Source organism: Saccharolobus shibatae B12, assembly GCF_019175345.1.
GTDB classification, from domain to species: Archaea; Thermoproteota; Thermoprotei_A; order Sulfolobales; family Sulfolobaceae; genus Saccharolobus; species Saccharolobus shibatae.
Genome location: NZ_CP077717.1, coordinates 1,629,099 through 1,647,772 on the forward strand (window position 1 = coordinate 1,629,099; position 18,674 = coordinate 1,647,772).

Sequence of the window (18,674 nt, forward strand, 5' to 3'; positions counted from 1 at the left end):
CTTAAGATTTTAAGTATCGGTAACTTCTTTAGCGAATAATTCTTCTGGCTTTACTAATGTGGGTATTATTCCTTGTTCATACATATATCTAATAAAGGTTTCAATTGTATAATAATTTTTCTTTAAACCATAGGGCCAATAATCTTCACCCATGATTTTAACAGTTTCTTCATAATGATCAAAAAGCCATGGAAGTGAGTAATGTAACGTTCCAGTAGCTATAGTAAACTTTTCAAATGCAACGTTCTTTGATTCTTCAAAGGCTTTATATATGGACTTGGCTATCCACCTATTCTCTTCGTATACATCTCTTCTTATTACAATGACATGCATTATAGGAAATATTTTAGTCTTTTTATAATATTCAATTTCAAGTTCTCTATAATTTTTGAATAATCTAGTTACCTTATCTGGGAAAGTCTTAAAGGAGCTAGGAACTAATGCACTATATAATGCATCTATCTCACCATTAACCAGCATGTCAGATAAATTCTTTCCATCAGATATTTTAACTACTTTAATTTCCTTATATTTGGGTAAAACATCAGTTTCCGCTAGGACTGTGAAGAACTTTCTCCTTCTTGAGGGATCTTCAAGTGGTCCAGAATAATATGTTACAGATTCCGGCTTAACCCCGTACATATCGCTTAATATACCCTTTATCCATACGGCTGCAGTTTGTCTATATTCCGGAACTCCTACCCTCCTTCCTATTAGATCTTGTGGCTCTCTTATTCCAGAATTTACGTTAACATAGATACTATTATGTCTAAATGACCTAGAGGGGAAAACTGGTATAGCTACGAAGGGCTTATCTTCAAAAAAGGACGCTATATAAGCGCCAAAGGAAAGCTCTGCAATATCAAATTCTTTATACTTTAACATTCTATAAAATGTCTCTTGAGGCCATAACGGTAGATAATTTAGTTCTAGTCCTTCTGGCTTTACGGTTCCATCATATAACGCAATGGTTCTATCGTAACTCCAACAAGCTAGAGTTAAACGGAGTTTTTCCACCATATTCGAATCTTTAGGAATTTAAGATTTAAGCTTAACTATTAAGGTATAGTTAAGGTAGTTAGCTCTAATATTTTAGAGATCTTTGGGCGGTTTAAACTTCAAGATAAGCAAAGTTTAAAAATGCTAGCAAAGTAATATACTTAATGATGAGTAAGCCGGAAGAACTCAAAGAATTTATAGTTATAGACGCGGAATCTCATATAGTTGAGAATCCTGAAGATATTGAGAAATTTTTGGATAAAAAATACAGGTTGCCTATGATTGTAAGAGATGAAGTGAGTGGAACTAGATATTGGATCATTGACGGAAAAATGTATACAAGACCATTTGGGTTTGGTGGAGGTGAAGCTAGAGGCTTAATAGATCATACGTTTAACAAATTTTATGGCAAAACAAGTCCTAAATTGAAAGCAAAAGACGCTTCGCTTAACGATATTGATGGAAGATTGGCAGATTTAGATCAAATGGGGGTTGATATCCAAATTGTAAATCCGACTTCAAGCCTAATAGTTCCATTTATGAGTGATAAAGATTGGGCCTACGCTATGGCTAGGGCTTATAATGATTATGTTGCTTCTAGACTTAAGTACACTAAAAGAGTTTACGCTAATGCAGTAGTACCTGTTCAAGATGTTAATCTAGCTATAAAGGAAATGGAAAGAGCTAAAGAATTAGGATTTAAGGGAGTTATAGTCCCATCATTTGTTTCTGATGGTCACTTCGTAGCATTAAAACCTATTTTCCATGAAGATTACTTTCCATTTTTTAAAAAAGCATCAGAGCTTAATATGCCAATAGTAGTACATATTACTCCAACAAGTTCAGAATTGCCTTGGGTTTTCCTATTTAATAAATACCTTTATGTAAGGGGAGTAGGCCATCCATATGCAATGATGATAACATTGATGGGTCTAATAGGAGAAGGCTTTTTTGAACGTTTGCCAACCTTGAAAGTTCACTTATGTGAGGCTGGTGCTTCATGGTTGCCATATTGGATATGGTGGCTAGATGAAGCAATAGAGAGTCCTAGACTGAGGAAATATTCATTGGAAAGATTTGGTATAGATCCTTATCCTTATTTGAAGAAACTAGCTTCCGAATATCTTCAGCAAGGTAATATATACGTTAGCCTTGAATCTGATGAACCTGCAGAAATCATAAAATATATTATTGAAAAAATGAAATTAGAAAACAGCATTGTCTTTGCGGCAGATTACCCTCATGCTTCTGAAGCCCAGTATTTTCCTGAATATTTAAATCTATTTATGGAAAATATAGCTAAACCAGCAAATCTTTCTTCAAAACAAATTGAAAAAATATTAGGTGAAAACGCAAAAATATTATATAACATATAAAAAATAATAAATATTTATTTCATAATATCCAAATTATTTGGATGAAGGCAAACATTGAAAGTTACTGCAATGTCATCAATACCATTTTAGATTAGAGGCTTAATGGACAGATTGCAACAAGGATAACATGAAACAAGTTCTGACTTTACGGTATTACTTAGACCTAGTTGCAGAGTGATGAAATCTCTGAGGAACTCTAGCACATTCAGGGTGTAGAATTTAAATATTAAATAAAAACTGATATTCTAAAACATGGATAAGTAAGTGCCAATTATATTACCTGATATTATAGGAACCCATAATGCCGATGGATGATCTTTGTCATGATATAAGGTAATTCTTGACGGGCGTTGTCTTTTTATATGACGTGATGTAGGTCCGGCTTCATAAGGAGAACTAGGAGGATCAGAGCTACTTATTAATAGTCCTAATCTGTTTCCAGGTCTGAAAAGATTAGCAGTAGGTACAATTTCTATCTTAAATTTATATATTTTATTAGGTTCAAGTTGCTCTCTATTTTCATGCTTATAATAAAATGACCATGGTGTAGATTGCTTTTCATCAATTTGTTTCTGTGAACCTCTTAACCACGCTCCAGTTAATACCCTTTCGTTACCTTTTTCGTCTATTTCTAATAGCCTTATGGAAAGCAACACTTCGTTATCCGTTGTTGATAGAAATAATTCTAGAATTGGAGGGCCTACTATCTCAGTTTCTTCGACGAATTTTGGCGTAACGTACTTTGCATAACCTCTAGCCCAAGGAGAGTCAAAGTAAGAATCTGAGGACTCATTATCCCAAAATTCATGCTCACTTAAAATTCCCCTTTCATGTAAATAGAAGGGTACCCATTTAGTTTCTGGAAGAGGCCACTCTTCTGATTCTCTCCATTTATTAGAGCCCATAACAAATATTTTTATGGGTTTTTCCTCATTAATTCCAGTGTCAATACCCTTAAGCCAATAATCAAACCATCTTAATGCCTCGTATTGAAGTTGATAAACTGGCCTATCCAAAAAATAAGGTGGACCAATAGTTAATTTCTTAGGTGCACGTATTTTATCCCATGCCCTAAAAGCTGCAGGAAGATGAAAACCATAGTTGGCCCAATCTCCGCCTAAATATGAGGGAATTCTTATTTTTTCAAGATCTACAGTTCTTTCTCTCCAGAAATCATCATATAATTGGTGAATTAGAATCTTTACTATAAACGGGTTAAGATCTTTTTCTGGATTTAATAACGCTTCCCTTAATTCAGGGAGAGCAGTGATATCTGGATCTTTAAGAAGAGCGTCTATCTTCTCTAATTCATCCCTGGAAAACTCTTTATTAACTCTAGTATTACTTTCCTGTAAAAATTTAGCAAAATCTACTACATACTTCCCGGCTAATATCCCACCTTGATAAAACATATCTCTATACGGATCTGTGCTTCCCCATGGAGCAAAAATACATTTGAGATGAGGCGGATTTTTTGCTGCTACAGCGAGGGCAATCATTGCAAAATATGACACACCGAAAGTACCTATATTTCCATTAGACCAAGGAAATTCAGCTAACCTCTCTATAACCTCATATATATCTTGAACTTCTCTAGGCCCTAAGAACTCATAATAGCCCTCTGAATCACCAGTTCCTCTCACATTCAGAATGACGTGGACATATCCTCTTCGTACAAAGAAATTGGGATCTCCAGCTTCTAATGTACCTCTTCTTCGTTCCTCTATTGCCTTTTCTACGTTGGAGTATCCTCCTACTTGTATAGGTTCAGTTTGACCATACTTGTCATAGGGATGTGCCGAAAGAATAACAGGAAATTTACCTTCAGTATTAGGTCTAAAAATATCACAATCTAACGATATCCCATCGGAAACCTTGATCTTCACGCTTCTTTCCCTTATTACATCATATATTCTTTCTGATGTTTTCCATTTCTTTGTAAACATATTAATCAGCCTTATGAATGAGATTAGTACATGAATTATAAACTTTTCTGTCACTATTAGCATATAATTTCTGAAGAAACAAAACGTAGTTTTTATCTTAATTTGTCATTATTTGGAAACAATATTCGTGCTATATAGATATCTATCACGATAATTTATAAAATAAGTTTACTCTAAAGTAATATTTCACTATGAGATAGATTTTACGTGAATTACACATTGCTACATATATATTGTTAAATATTGAAATAATTATTATTATTTGATAAAAATTAATTAAAAATTAGAATAACTCTGATTCTGACAATTTCTTAATGGGCTTAGTACCGGGAATCCTAAAGCCAATTCTATAGTAGTACCCGCCTAACTTTTCCTTTATTCTAAAGCTTTCTACTTCGTCATTTATTCCTTTTCCTACCTCTATTTCAACATCTCCTTTCCATATATCAGTTATTTTCACATCTTGTAAATCAAGCCTTACGAGTTCTAATACGTTAGTCTCACCTTCTCCTTCAGCTGGATAATCCCTTATAAGAAGAGTTGGACCAAATGTGGGTGGTTTTTCTGCTTTTTCCTTTAGGGTGACCTTTATCTTATATAAAATACTGCTTCCACGTACTACATAACCACCTACTGTTACTCCAGCTTTAGGTTCGCTGATCTGAGGTAATAGTGGATGAAATCTAGTGAGTTGTATATTAGCAATCTTTTTAGGAAATCCATTTAACCAACCACGTATAATCGCAAAATCTTTATCTACCCACATAAATGGGTAGTATTGATATGTTCCCCCTTCAAAATATACTTTAACACTTACGGCTGCTTCATTATATTGTGTTAGCATCGGTTCTTCATATAGTAAATCGGTTCTGTTTCCCATTACAGTTACAAATTCACGTAAAGAAAAAAGAGCTTCTCCATCAGTTTCAAATATCTTTGGAACTACATTTTTTAGAAGGTCTCGATCTAATTTTACATAAGCTACTATAAAATTTCCACCATAGTAACTTTCTTTACCTAATACAACAGCTGATTTCTCAGTGCTTGAAAATGGATGAATTTTCATCGTATATCAGTATCACTCTGCTACCTTAATCTTAAAAAGTTAACTTATCTATTTTTGAGCACAAATATAATATTCATATAAATTAAATTATCAAACTAAAGCTATCTGTACGGCTCATTATACACCTAAATTAAGCTTATGAACAATTATGCCTCAAGTGGAGGAGAGTATCCTAGGTGTAAATAATTTAATAAATATAATAAGATAGAAACATGCCGTTAAGAGTAAAAGTCAATTATATATTTCAATATGAGAAGAGATTCTTATTATATTTTAGTATAAAATAACTAAATATAGGGAAAAGCAGAATTTTCAACAATCTCATCACTACCCTACAACTCTAGGAGTTGTTACGAGATTAGGAATCACCACAGTGTGGACTGACCCGTTTTTCTTCGAGAACTCTCGACAAAACAGGCTTATAAATTAAAGAGTCGTAAATCAGCGCAATAACGTAAACGAAGAGCTCAACCATTTCCTTATCAACTGCATAAGGCCTCAAATACTGTTTCAATAAAATACCAATGAGCTCAATATAGCTCCTAAACGAGAAATCAATCACCTAAGTTATAGGGTTCAAAGGGATACCAAGGTCAACAGCAAGAGTATGTAAGATTATAGTCTAGCGCTTCTAATTGTCTTGAGGATGACTTCTCTCTAAGGAGGTCACCCCTCTTAACTTAACCTACCTTCGAAGCATCCAACAGATTAGAGATACTATCATTTAATATCACATTTCTATCTCAAAAAGGATGATTGATCAATGACAATCCCTATTTTCCTAAAATCTTCTCCCAAAGTTAGAATAGCGTCTCATCTTCTAGTGGTTCTCTAGAATAGTACATGACCTATTAAATGAGATATGGCCGAAATTATCGTGGGGACGACTTCCACAAGGTAGCTCCTTTATGGTTTGAGGAGGTCGGTTTATAAACAATATGCTTAAAAGGTTTAAAGTTAAAAATTAAGTCGGAATGAAACTACTAAATTTTGCACCACATCCCAATGCCAATATTAGACTTGGTGTACTATATAAAGGAAAGGTTCTCGATGTACCATATGCATTTAAAGAAATATATGACAGTGATCCTCCATCCTGGTTTAGCTCTACTGATAGCTTAATTAAAGGTGGAGATGAAGCCCTTAACTTACTTAAAAAATTGATCAGTAACAATATAACCAATAATCTGTATGGTTTGGATGAAGTAATATATTATCCTGCAGTGATGAGTCCAGAAAAAATTCTATGCGTATTTTTGAACTATGAAGCCCATACTAAGGAAGCCAAAAGAGAGACACCTAAAGAACCTTACATATTTTCAAAACTTCCGTCTACTTTAATAGCTCATAAATGGCCGATAGAGTTGCCTAAAGCTTCAAAGCAAGTTGATTATGAGGCAGAATTAGCTGTTATTATTGGTAAAAGAGGAAAGTATATACAGAAGGAGGATTATTACAAATATATATTTGGTTATACAATTTTTAATGATGTAAGTTTTAGAGATAGAAGACAGCATGCAATGATGAAAGAAATAGGCCTTAACTTTTTACACGCTAAGAGTTTAGACGGAGCTGGACCTATAGGCCCATGGATAGTAACTAGAGACGAAATAGCTGATCCACATAATCTAACCATAACATTATGGGTAAATGATGAAATTAGGCAAAACGATAATACTAGAAGCATGATATTTAAAATACCAGAGATAATAGAATATATTACAAATGGGATATCTTTGAAAGCTGGAGATGTGATATCAACTGGAACCCCATCGGGTACAGCATTAGCTACCGGAAAATTCCTAAAGGATGGAGACACTGTTAAGATAAAAATAGAAAATATAGGAGAACTTATTAACCCAGTTAAAGCAGAAAGCTAGCTTTCCCTTTTTTATTTTATTGAATTTTCATATATAATCCTCTAGCATGTATCTTAGCCACCATTTATAGAACCCTCTAATAAATGTATCATCAAGTACGTTACTGGCTCCCTCGAATTTTATACCTCCTTCTTCTATCTCCTTAATTTGATCTGATTCCCTGTATCTACCCTTAGTGAGATTGATTAACGGATTATCGAATTTACTTGCATGAGTAATACTAATCATGACCTCATTATCATCTGCTGATCCCATACCCACTGGACCACTAAACTCCTCATATGCTCTTAATAGTTTTCTTCTTATTTCTGGAGAGATATTTTTCGGCAAGAAAATATAAGTTTCCATATGTGTCAAATCGGCTCTTATTGGATTTACTAATCTTATTGTAGGTACTGATTCGTCATAATCGAGGATAATTAAATTCGGTATAATGGCGGCATGTAGTGTGCATCTCCATCTAAATTTTCCTTTATTTCCACCCAAAATTTTTTGAAGTTGCTCAGTGGAAGTAATAAGTGGTAATTGTGTCCTCACATTTTCTTTATCTAATATAAAGAAGAAATGTCCTCCTCTTAAATACCCAGCTGTATTGTAAGGAGATTTACTCTTAGCTGCAGCTGCAGTAGTTGCTGGAGATCTATTATTAATATATGTTGATAACATAGATACGCTTGCATGTAATGTTGGAAAGTGGTAAATGTCTACTGTGTTCTCTAAAACTAATTTCCAGTTGCCAGTATAGGCATACCTTACTGGACCTCTCACCTCTATACCCTCAGGATGTATATCGGTTATATAGTCAATAAACGCTTTTGCATCTCCTAAATGTTCTTCCAAAGACTTAGATGGATTTATACTAGCAAATACAAACCCTTTATATGTCTCTATATTTATTTCCTTTAAATTAAGATTGGACATATCGTAATCTTTGGGAAAACCTTCTCTATCTGGTATGCCTACTAATTTCCCTCTATTATCAAACGTCCAACCATGATAAATACATTTGAAAAATTTTGTATTTCCCTTATATACTCTACATAATATATTTCCCCTATGTGTACACTTATTTATAAATCCATGAATTCTTCCATCATTACCTCTAGTTATTAGCACGAGATATTTTCCAACTTTACTTACCTTAAAATCTCCTACATTACTTAGCTCACTTTCGTGTGCAACATATACCCATAGCCTATGGTAAATCCTTTCCATTTCCATGTCAAAAATTTTCTCATCTGTGTATACCCGCGAATCTAACCAAACATCATTTCCATCATCTCTTACTAGATTCTTTAAATCTTCCATATTTACTACTAATTTTCTCATAATAATAAACTTTTTTATCTATACTTTAATCTTAAGTCGCCATTACTCTAGTCTTGTGGGATAAAACGCTGATCCCAGAATTTATAGGCTAATAGCGACACTATGGTCACCTATGTCTAAAGGTAATTAAACCTTTTTCTTTTCTGTAGCTATTCCAAAGTTTAGCCTTCTTATTATGGTAAGGAATTATCAACTAACAAACCTCATCTCATGGTCTTGGTTCCAATAATTACATTATATTCTAAAAACTATTCTACAAATGTAAGAGCGTCGAGAGCAGGTTTATCATATTAGCTAGGAGGGCTTATAGTAGGAGTAGTATTAGCATTTATATTACCGTTAGCAACATTAGCAGGGCATGGAATAATAGGTTCTTGGCCTTACGTAAGTTTAATAGGGATTGTTATTGCTATAGTTTCTATCATATCACATTTATCACTAAAAGAGACTAAAGATCATAGTGTCGTCATTAGTATATAAATTTATTAAACAAGGGAAATCTCTACAAGTAGTAAATGCAAAATAACGTTTTGCGTGCCTTATTGTGATATAGACATATTAAATAGCTCAATGACGACACTAAGACTAAAGATTCCCAATTAATATAAAAAAACTTAAATTACTAATAATAAACATTTTTTACGAACATTTTTGCATCTTCCATAGTTATCTTTTTAGGATTAGAGCCTGAGTTTACAGCCTCCACAAACTTTGGCAATAGTTCTACAATATCTTCGAATTTAGCGTATTTAGATAATCTTTCATTAATTCCCAAATTATTCAATATATTCTCTATTCTTCTATCTAAATTGGGATAGATAGACGATAGTTTTTCCGATTTATTAAATCTTATAGCTTCAGGTAGTGAGATGCATGAAGTTACACCATGCGGTATATTAAATTTAGGTCCAAAAACGTGACCAAAGGAATGACTTATACCCATCCCTGCAAACTTCCTAGCATATGACGAAATCCATGATGCTATCTGGCAAAACTCCAGATCATCTAAATTATTTTCTAGACACTTTAGCATCATATTTATACCTTGGGCAGATAGCACATCAGTAAATGGAGAAGCTTTGTTAGAGTAATAAGCCTCAACAGCGTGATCAAGAGCTTTAACAGCTGTAGTAATTAGAAGACTTTTTGGAGTGTACTCTAGCACTTCAGGATCAAGTATGATCACATCTGGATTTTTAACTCTCCTCGAAACCTTAAATCCATCTTTGTTTTTAAAAGACGCATTATAGGTGTATTCGGCTCCAGATAATGTAGTGGGTATTGCTATATGATAACCGCTAAAAGCCAATTTAACCGCGTCTATGATGCTTCCACCACCTAAGCTTATTACAGTACTTTCCATTGAAAGCTCTTTGATCAAAATATTAAGTTCTTCTTCTGGTATATGATGAGAAGGACCTTGTATTATTCTTTTTATATTCACATAATTTTCCATCTTCTTTAATAATCGACTATTTAATAAACTTTTCGTAACCACAATTGTTACTTGGTTCAGACCTAACTGGTTTAGATACGAGAGTGAATTCCTTCCATAAAATACCTTTATACTATTAAATTCAGCTACCCACATGGGTAGTCTTTATTGTTTAGAATTTATAAAAAATTATCGATGACGAGAAAGTTTCGCAACAGAGGTTCTTTTAATGATATCAAATTCTTTCAAAATCATTTTATGCTGAAATATCATGGATAAATTCTAGCTAGATAATTAATTATATCAAACTAAGAGTAATCATTGTATGCTTTGTTGAATCCTTCAGTTTTCTTAGATGTTAAGTTAGTTAAATTTTCTTAAATTCAAAATCAAGAATTGATTTAAAAGTAAGTTTAGCGTTAACTTTGATAAAAATTTAACTAACCAACAGCGCAACCATTATAAAAATTTTTATATATTAATCTTTCAAGAATGAGTATATGAGCTCCAAGAAGGTTTTAAAGGAAGAAATCGAGGATTTTATTTACCGCGAGATGAGGTTATTAGATGAGAGAAGATATCAAGAATGGTTAGATTTATTTAGTGATGATGGTATGTATTGGATTCCAAGATGGATTTCTGAAAATAGTATTGTAGAAAACCCAGAAGATGATTTAAATATCCTATATCTTGATAAAAAAAGATTAGAAATCTACATTAAGAGGATTTTGACTGGAATAGCGTATACTTATGAGCCCCATGCAAGAACTACTAGATTGGTATCTAACATATTAATAGATAAGCAGATAGAAGACTATATTCAAGTGTTATGTAAGTTCATCATGAATATGTTTAGAGCACAACCCCATGAACTTTATGGTCCGAGAATGCAAGAAACATTAAGCGGTGATATTGAATACAGATTAAAACGAGTTAATGGAGATTTTAAAATAAAACTTAAGAAAGTTGTGCTAATTAATGAGCCTGTAGTTGGAGGACAGATATATATAATCTAAGGCTAAATCTCTTCTATTTTCAATGGTAGAAAATGTTTCTTAAATTACAAAAATTGGAAGTAAACGCTATGCTATAAAATTAAAAAAGAAATTATTTTGAGATTTGTTCCCTATATATTCCCACTTTCCTAAATAATGGTTCATCCGAATAGGAGAATAGTATTAATGGTTTTTCATCACTATTTACTATCCTATAATTTTCCCATGGCGGTATTATTACAATGTCATTAGGTTGCATGCTAAACTTCTGTCCCTTAACTTCAATGGTGCCATATCCCTCAACTCCTACAAATACTATGTGTTCAGTTTTTTTGATTTGAAGTGTCTGAGATTTAGGCTTTATCATTCTAATTTTTAGTGACATAGTGGGGAAGGCATCTTCTCCATTTAGTGGATTTATATATCTTAGTACAATCCCTTCAGTCTCATCTACGTTACTTTTCTCACTTAATTTAGTAAGACCTTCTTTAGCCTTAAAATATGGATAGTATAATAACGGATTATAGACCCCTATATCTTCCTTTTCCGGCTTCAAGCCACTACCATAGGTGGTTAATATGTCATCTTCCGTATGCGTTATTGGCTGTTTATCTACCTTATATATTTCAGAATAGTTTTTGTAAAAGATTCCTCCCATATACCATATAAGAGGAGCATCTAAACCATCTAGCCATATAACGTCACTTTCTCCTTCATTTCTATGATCATGCCATGACCAGCTAGGAGTTAGAACTACATCTCCTCTATGCATTATAATCCTTCTACCGTTAACTATAGTATACGCACCGTTTGGTGGAGCTTCTAAAATAAATCTAAATGCATTTGGCGTGTGATAATGTGATGGGGCCACTTCACCTGCTTTAACTAATTGTATTGCAGCAAATATCGTTGGTGAAATTGCAATAACACCAACATAAGGTAACTCCTTTAATCCAGGGTTAACTAGTTGAACTTGCCTTCTCTCGGCTTCTTCTGGTCTTAATAACTCCGCTAGTTCATATAATAGCTTACGTAAAGTTGCGTAATCCCATTTAAATGGTATAGCTAATGGTGTAGGCTCATTTGTAAAAATAGGTCTCTTAACTAGACCGAATTTTGGAGCTTCAGTAGGATGAAAGGTTATAAAATAGGTAGTTAGATTATAGGATAGTAGTTTCTTGAAGAACTCTTGTCTTCTCTGTTCTAATTCATTGCTCAATCTAATCACCCTAATATACTTCTTTCATCAAAATTAAAAGGTTTTCATTTTAAAGTTAATGTTTACATTTTTTTGACTATTCTTGATTTATTCAAGAATAATTTTAAAATTAAATTTCAATTTAATTAGATTTTTAATCTTGGATTCACATGTAGTGTGCGTCCATAGTGTCGTTATTATGTTACAAACTTTTTGAAAAAATTAAGTTCATAGTTTTGGGGCTAAAATTCATAATAGATTAAGGGAATTTCCTGCAAAGCACAACAATTTATATCTTAGTGACGACGCTATCTAAAGGTTAGACATTTATCCGCTAATCTTATCAAATTATGGAGATAAAAAATAAAAGTAAGTACAAAATAAAATAGTGTATGGGAGAGTCTAGTAAGAAATATGCAACAGATTTAATTGTAGATATACTTAAGGAGTTTAACATAGAATATGTAGTTGCCAACATAGGTTCGTCTTTTAGAGCATTATGGGAATCTTTAGTAAATTATGGAAACGGTAGGCCACAATTACTTAGTGTACCTCATGAAGAGATAGCCGTAGGTATAGCCCATGGCTATGCTAAAGTAACTAAAAGGCCTATTGCCGTTTTGCTTCATGATACTGTAGGATTACTTCACGCTACAATGGCAATTTACAATGCTTGGTGTGATAGAGTTCCCGTAATATTGATATGTGCAAATGGTCCATTAGACATTAAAAGAAGAAGGCCTTGGATAGATTGGGCTCATACTACTTTACTACCTAATAACATCATACGAAATTATGTGAAATGGGATGATTACGTAACATCACTGGAATCGTATATTCAATCATTTATTAGAGCTTATAATATAGCAATGGAGACCCCCAATGCCCCAGTATTTATAGGCGTTGATGTAGATGTGTTAGAAAAGGAGCCAGAGAAATTACCAGAAATTCCTAAAGCTTCCTACAATTCTACGAAGATTTATCCAGATATCTCAATGATTAAAAAGGTATATGATGAAATAAGTTCTGCAGAAAATCCATTAATAATTGTCGGAAGAATTGGACTACTTCATGAAAATATTAGTAAGCTAATAACTTTTGCTGAGCTAACCGGCTCTAAAGTAATTGATACATTAGAGTACTTTAATTTTCCCAATACTCATCCTTTAGATGCTACGTTCACAAACGCTGTACAAGAGGCGGATGTGATATTAGCCATAGACACGCTTTCGTTAGACTATTATTTATATAAAACTGATAAACTCACCAGAGATCGGAAACCTCTATTTAAACAAGATGCGAAAATATTTGTAATAGGTAATTATCTAATAAATTCCTGGTCATATGATTATGGAGATTTAATTCCAGCTCAGAGTATAAAATCTGACTCAGATACAGCTTTGGAAGCACTACTTAGCGTAGCATCTACTAAGTTAATTAAAAAAGATGTAATTAATGAAAGAATTCAGAAAGCAAAAGAGATTCACAACGAATTAAGAAAATCGTGGTTAAATGAGGCAAAGAGCAGTTCAGGGAAGCCGATCTCTCTTTCTAAACTTAACTTGGAATTATGGAATGCGGTAAAAGAAACTGGAGTCGATTGGGTTCTCACCAGTGTAAGTCACGGAAGTGCCGTAATTTGGAATAGAAAAATTTGGGATTGGAAAAAACCAGGATGTTATATAGGCTGGTCCAGAGGTGCAGGATTAGGATATGGATTGCCAGTAGCTATAGGAGCATCCTTAGCGTTAAAGGATAAGGAAAAAATAGTAATTGATCTTCAACCTGATGGAGATCTATTGTACACTCCATCAGCCTTATGGGTAGCTTCACATGCTAGATTACCATTACTTGTAGTCATGTATAACAATAGAGCATATTATAATGATGCTGACCACAATGCCCTAATTGCCAAAACGAGGAATAGAGATAGTGAAAAGGCATTTAGAGTCGGGGGTGAAATTAAAGATCCTATAATAGATTTTGCCACACTAGCCAGAAGCTTTGGCTTAGCTGGAATTGGACCAATAGAAGATAGTGGAAATCTTCTAGAAGTTTTTAAAGAAGCTATAAACACGATAAAGGAAAAGAAAATTCCAGTATTATTGGATATAATTACTTCAACACCGTGATTTAGGCCTTTCTTAAATTAACGTATCTTCAGAAAGGCGTTATACCATTCTATTAATTATCATGTGAAGAAAATATATGAATTGATTATCGTACTTATACGGTATAAATGGGTAATTAGGAAGAAGAGAGATTTAATTTAATTAAGGAGTAAAGTTTAAATATATAGGCAAGAAAGAAAAGTTATGTTAAGTAAACCTGATGAGTTAAAAGATACCATAATAGTAGATGCTGAGGCACATTTAATGGAAAGTCCTGAAGAGTATCAAGATTATCTAGAAAAACCTTACAGAATACCGATGATAGTTAAGGATGTAGTTACTAATACCAGGTATTTAGTGGTTGATGGAAAACTAGTTCCAAGGCCCTTTGGTTTTGGAGGAGGTATGATATTAGGGAATATAGATCACGCCAGAAATCCATATTGGGGTGCTAACAACCCTAAATTAAAGGCTAAGGGGTTTTCCCTTGACGATATCGAAGGAAGATTAAGAGATATGGATCAAATGGGTATTGATATCCAAATAGTAGCTTGTACCAATTGCCTTTCAATCCCTAACATTAAGGATAGAAATTACGCAAACGCATTAGCTAAGGCTTACAATAATTATGTTAGTGATAAATTAAGAGAAATTGAAGATAGAAGAATATTGGCTAGCGCAATCGTTCCATTACAAGATGTCGATTTGGCAATTAAGGAGCTTGAGAGAGCAAAAGAGTTAGGATTTAAGAGCGTAGTTGTCCCTCCTTATGTATCAAACGGAACTTATATTGCGTCTAAGCCAATATGGGAAGAGGAGTTTTTCAAATTCTTTGAGAAAGTTGCGCAATTAGATATGATACTGATAATTCACCCTACTGGAGCTACTAACGAATCCCCATTTGCATTTCAATTCTATAATTGGTACTACGTTAGAAGTATTGCATTTCCGTTCTCTAATATGGCAACTTTAACCGGGTTAGTTGGAGAAGGTATTTTTGAGAGATTATCTAAGTTGAAGGTATGCTTTGCAGAATCTGGAGGTAGTTGGTTACCTTATTGGATATGGTGGCTTGATGAGACTATAGAGCATGGTGCATTGAGAAAGTATTTTAAAGATAGGTTTGGAATAGATCCTTATCCTAATTTAAAGAAGTTGGCCTCAGAATATCTTCAGCAAGGTAATATATACGTCAGTTTAGAGTCAGATGAGCCTCCAGAGCTAGTGAGATATCTGGTTGAAAAGTTAGGAATGGAGAATAACTTGCTATTTGGAACCGATTATCCTCATGTATCAGATATAGAATACTTTCCTGATGAAATATCGGTATTTATAGAAAATGTAGCAAAGCCAGCAAATTTAGCGTTAAACCAAATAAGAAAGGTTCTAGGGGAAAATGCAGTAGAATTATTTAATTTAAGGTAAGGGATAATTTTTTAAGCTAAATTGTAATTATAACATCTTGTATGGCTCCAGTAAAAAAGGTCAAGCTATGTAATATCAGTGATGTAAATGAGGGCGATATTAAAGGATTTAGAATAGAAAATAGGAGTTTAATTGTAATAAAAGTTAAGAACAAAATTTATGTTTATGACGCATTATGTACTCATAGAAACTGCAATTTAGCTAGAATGGGAATACTAAAGGATAATAAAATAGTTTGTACATGTCATGAATCGGAGTTTGATATTGAAACCGGAAAACCAGTAAACGGCTTAGCCAGGAAGCCTTTAACAAAATATGAATTTGTAATCGAGGATAATACGATCAGTGTAATAATACCTTAATCTTTACAATCATAGGTAATTTTTTAAATGTTCACAGATACGATCTTTCTTAAAGCTTATTAACTTGAAAATTATCAGATATTTATGGCAAAGGAGCTAAGTAGAGAACTGACTAGAGTAACTGCATTATCGGCATTTGGAACTGTAGTAGAATGGTACGATTTCTTCATAATAGCGTCAGTTGCTGCTACAGTATGGCCATCACTCTTCTATCCTAAATCAGTAGCGTCTAGTGTAGGTGTTGCAGCCTCAATAGCTACATACTCTAGTGCATTTTTCAGTAGACCTATAGGCTCCATATTGTTCGGTCATTATGGTGATAAACTAGGTAGAAAGCCTATGCTAATCTGGACTTTAGGTATCACATCATTGGGTATGGTAGGACTTGCTTTAACTCCTACATATGCTGAAATAGGCTTTTTAGCTCCTATCCTTCTCTTAATCTTTAGATTAATCGAAGGAATAGGTTTAGGTGGAGAATGGGGTGGTGCGGCTTCAGTAATAACCGAGTTCTCGATGAAATCGGGTAAGGTGGGCTACTGGACTAGTTGGATTCAAGCAACCACTGCTTTTGGGATAGTAGCTTCAATAATAGGCACTCTAATACTTCGCCAAATATTGCCACCTATAGGTTTTATCAATTATGGTTGGAGAATACTCATAGGAGTTGGAGCAGTAGCATTAGTTATAGGAGCAATAATTAGGTATTACATATTTGAAAGCCCTCAGTTCCAAAAAATACTTAGAGAAGGCCAAGTAGCAAAAGCACCAATATCATTAGCTTTTAAAATCGACTGGAAGAAGATAGTTCTAAGTGGACTATGTTGGCCCTTTATAGTTACATTAGTCGCAATAGAAATGTATCCAACAGGATTAAGTTATATGTTACAACTTAAGGCTAGCGTATTTATAGCTTACTCTGCAATTTTAGTAGGTAATTTAATACAAGCCTTAGCTATTATCTTAGGGGGTATTCTTAGTGATAGAATAGGTCAAAGAAAACTTATCCTACTAATATCTAACATATTATCTATAATAGCTTCAGTTACATTCTTTCCGCTATTAAATCTTGGAGATATAGTATGGTTTATGATTGCATACTCATTTCTAGGTTTCAGCATCGGTTTAGGTTTCGGTACTGTCGCAGCACTATTAACAGGATTATACCCTACGAGATACAGATATACCGCTTCCGGTTTTTCGTTCCAGTTAGGTGGAGTTATAGCTGGTATTTATTCATCTCTTCTATTACCTACTGCAATTTTAGTTTCTCATGGGCTAGTAAAGGCTTGGCCTTTAATCGAGATTTTAGCGGTATCTGTTTGTGTAATTTCCTTAGTTACTAACTTGTTACTGAAAGAAACTGAGGTCAAGGAATAAGGAATGGCTGTGTAAATTTACGTTAATCTTTTTTCCTTATAAAACATAAACATCTATTGTCTAAACAAATTTTTCACTACTTCACTGATTTTCGCGCACTATCTAATAGTCTCAAACGCTTAATAATTTTCTTGCAAACAAAGCTTTATTATACGCTTATATAAAGATAAAATTAATGACCAAAGATTCAGTTATAGTAGATGTTCATTCACACATATATACTAAAAGTTATGTAAATATTCTAGAAAAATACGGAATGTTAAGTAGACTTTCAGAAGATACAGTGAAAATAGGTAAAGGGAAAAGAACGGCATTAATTGGTAGTGCCATAATTGATATGGATAAAAGATTGAAGGAGATTGAAAAATTTGGTTTTATTACATATCAAATACTTAGTATCTCAAGACCTTGGACTTATTTTTTACCAGAGCAAGAGGAGATAAAAACGGCAAGAAGTATAAATGATGAGATTGCAGAGATCATTAATAAATATCCATCTACTTTTGGAGGCTTAGGTACCCTTCCTTTAAATAGTGACATAAACTATACTATTGAAGAAGCGGAAAGGGCTGTCAAAGATTTAGGTTTGAACGGATTTATAATAGGGACTGGTATAGGAGATGGCACAATAGATTTACCTAAATTCGAGCCATTATTGGAAGTCATATCGAAACTGGATGTACCAATATTTCTTCATCCAGGGAGCATGGCTTTAGATAAGATAATAAGTGAAGATTATAGAACCGGGGAATTAGTAAACTACTTATTTGAAACCACACATGTGCTATCACGTATAATTCTAAGTGGTATTCTAGATAAATATAAACTTAAAATTGTTGCTGCACATGGAGGAGGATATATAACATATCAATTTGGAAGATTAGATAGGGGATATGAAATTTATCCAGAGATAAAGGAAAAAATAAAAAAGAAGCCTAGTGAGTATTTAAAGGAAATATATTATGATTCAATAGTCTTCAGCAAAGAAGCATTAGAACATCTAATAAGATTTGCGGGAAAGGAACATGTAATGTTCGGTACCGATTATCCCTTTAAAATATCTGATCCAGTAGGTATGAAAAAATTACTAGAGTCCCTAGATCTTACAGAAGATGAGCTTGAACTAATATATATGAAAAATGCAAAAAAATTATATAAATTAAAATTATAAA

The 18,674-nt window shown here is 33.4% G+C and carries 14 protein-coding genes and 1 pseudogene; 8 read left to right on the forward strand and 7 right to left on the reverse strand.

All coding sequences use genetic code 11. The features are described 5' to 3' along the window. Positions 1–9: 9 nt before the first annotated feature. A complete protein-coding gene (locus J5U23_RS08705; RefSeq protein WP_218265902.1) occupies positions 10–1,020 on the reverse strand; it encodes a substrate-binding domain-containing protein in 1,011 nt (336 codons plus the stop codon). A gap of 143 nt (positions 1,021–1,163) precedes the next feature. On the opposite strand from J5U23_RS08705, the gene J5U23_RS08710 reads away from it, so the two are divergent. Then, complete coding sequence (locus J5U23_RS08710; RefSeq protein WP_218265903.1) at positions 1,164–2,375, forward strand: amidohydrolase family protein; 1,212 nt, start codon at positions 1,164–1,166, stop codon at positions 2,373–2,375. Between the two features lie 245 nt (positions 2,376–2,620). Here J5U23_RS08710 and J5U23_RS08715 read toward each other — a convergent pair whose 3' ends face one another. The 3 genes and pseudogenes from J5U23_RS08715 to J5U23_RS15840 all read right to left on the reverse strand — a co-directional run. Further along, the gene (locus J5U23_RS08715) at positions 2,621–4,375 is read right to left on the reverse strand and encodes a CocE/NonD family hydrolase (RefSeq protein ID WP_218265904.1); all 1,755 of its coding nucleotides are present in this window, start codon (positions 4,373–4,375) and stop codon (positions 2,621–2,623) included. A 229-nt stretch (positions 4,376–4,604) separates the two neighbouring features. After that, complete coding sequence (locus J5U23_RS08720) at positions 4,605–5,387, reverse strand: acetoacetate decarboxylase family protein (RefSeq protein ID WP_218265905.1); 783 nt, start codon at positions 5,385–5,387, stop codon at positions 4,605–4,607. A gap of 358 nt (positions 5,388–5,745) precedes the next feature. Next, a pseudogene (locus J5U23_RS15840) lies at positions 5,746–5,937 on the reverse strand (hypothetical protein); the annotation flags it as partial. Positions 5,938–6,361: 424 nt separating this feature from the next. On the opposite strand from J5U23_RS15840, the gene J5U23_RS08725 reads away from it, so the two are divergent. Then, positions 6,362–7,267, forward strand: a complete 906-nt coding sequence (locus tag J5U23_RS08725; RefSeq protein ID WP_218265906.1) for a fumarylacetoacetate hydrolase family protein — start codon at positions 6,362–6,364, stop codon at positions 7,265–7,267. Between the two features lie 27 nt (positions 7,268–7,294). Here J5U23_RS08725 and J5U23_RS08730 read toward each other — a convergent pair whose 3' ends face one another. Continuing rightward, the gene (locus J5U23_RS08730; protein ID WP_218265907.1) at positions 7,295–8,575 is read right to left on the reverse strand and encodes an aromatic ring-hydroxylating oxygenase subunit alpha; all 1,281 of its coding nucleotides are present in this window, start codon (positions 8,573–8,575) and stop codon (positions 7,295–7,297) included. Between the two features lie 643 nt (positions 8,576–9,218). After that, positions 9,219–10,187: an iron-containing alcohol dehydrogenase gene (locus tag J5U23_RS08735; RefSeq protein WP_218265908.1), complete on the reverse strand. Its 969-nt coding sequence runs from the start codon at positions 10,185–10,187 to the stop codon at positions 9,219–9,221. Positions 10,188–10,531: 344 nt separating this feature from the next. Between J5U23_RS08735 and J5U23_RS08740 the strand changes: the two genes are divergently transcribed. Next, complete coding sequence (locus J5U23_RS08740) at positions 10,532–11,047, forward strand: aromatic-ring-hydroxylating dioxygenase subunit beta (protein ID WP_218265909.1); 516 nt, start codon at positions 10,532–10,534, stop codon at positions 11,045–11,047. Positions 11,048–11,138: 91 nt separating this feature from the next. On the opposite strand, the gene J5U23_RS08745 is transcribed toward J5U23_RS08740, so the two are convergent. Next, positions 11,139–12,245, reverse strand: coding sequence for a cupin domain-containing protein (locus J5U23_RS08745; RefSeq protein WP_218265910.1), 1,107 nt, complete (start codon positions 12,243–12,245; stop codon positions 11,139–11,141). A 371-nt stretch (positions 12,246–12,616) separates the two neighbouring features. On the opposite strand from J5U23_RS08745, the gene J5U23_RS08750 reads away from it, so the two are divergent. From J5U23_RS08750 to J5U23_RS08770, 5 genes are all read left to right on the forward strand, one after another. Next, a complete protein-coding gene (locus J5U23_RS08750; RefSeq protein ID WP_218265911.1) occupies positions 12,617–14,356 on the forward strand; it encodes a thiamine pyrophosphate-binding protein in 1,740 nt (579 codons plus the stop codon). A 183-nt stretch (positions 14,357–14,539) separates the two neighbouring features. Further along, positions 14,540–15,760: an amidohydrolase family protein gene (locus tag J5U23_RS08755; RefSeq protein WP_218265912.1), complete on the forward strand. Its 1,221-nt coding sequence runs from the start codon at positions 14,540–14,542 to the stop codon at positions 15,758–15,760. A gap of 41 nt (positions 15,761–15,801) precedes the next feature. Beyond that, positions 15,802–16,122, forward strand: a complete 321-nt coding sequence (locus J5U23_RS08760; RefSeq protein ID WP_218265913.1) for a Rieske (2Fe-2S) protein — start codon at positions 15,802–15,804, stop codon at positions 16,120–16,122. A gap of 84 nt (positions 16,123–16,206) precedes the next feature. Continuing rightward, positions 16,207–17,502: an MFS transporter gene (locus tag J5U23_RS08765; protein ID WP_218265914.1), complete on the forward strand. Its 1,296-nt coding sequence runs from the start codon at positions 16,207–16,209 to the stop codon at positions 17,500–17,502. Positions 17,503–17,677: 175 nt separating this feature from the next. Continuing rightward, a complete protein-coding gene (locus J5U23_RS08770) occupies positions 17,678–18,673 on the forward strand; it encodes an amidohydrolase family protein (protein ID WP_218265915.1) in 996 nt (331 codons plus the stop codon). The last annotated feature ends 1 nt before the right edge of the window (position 18,674 follow it).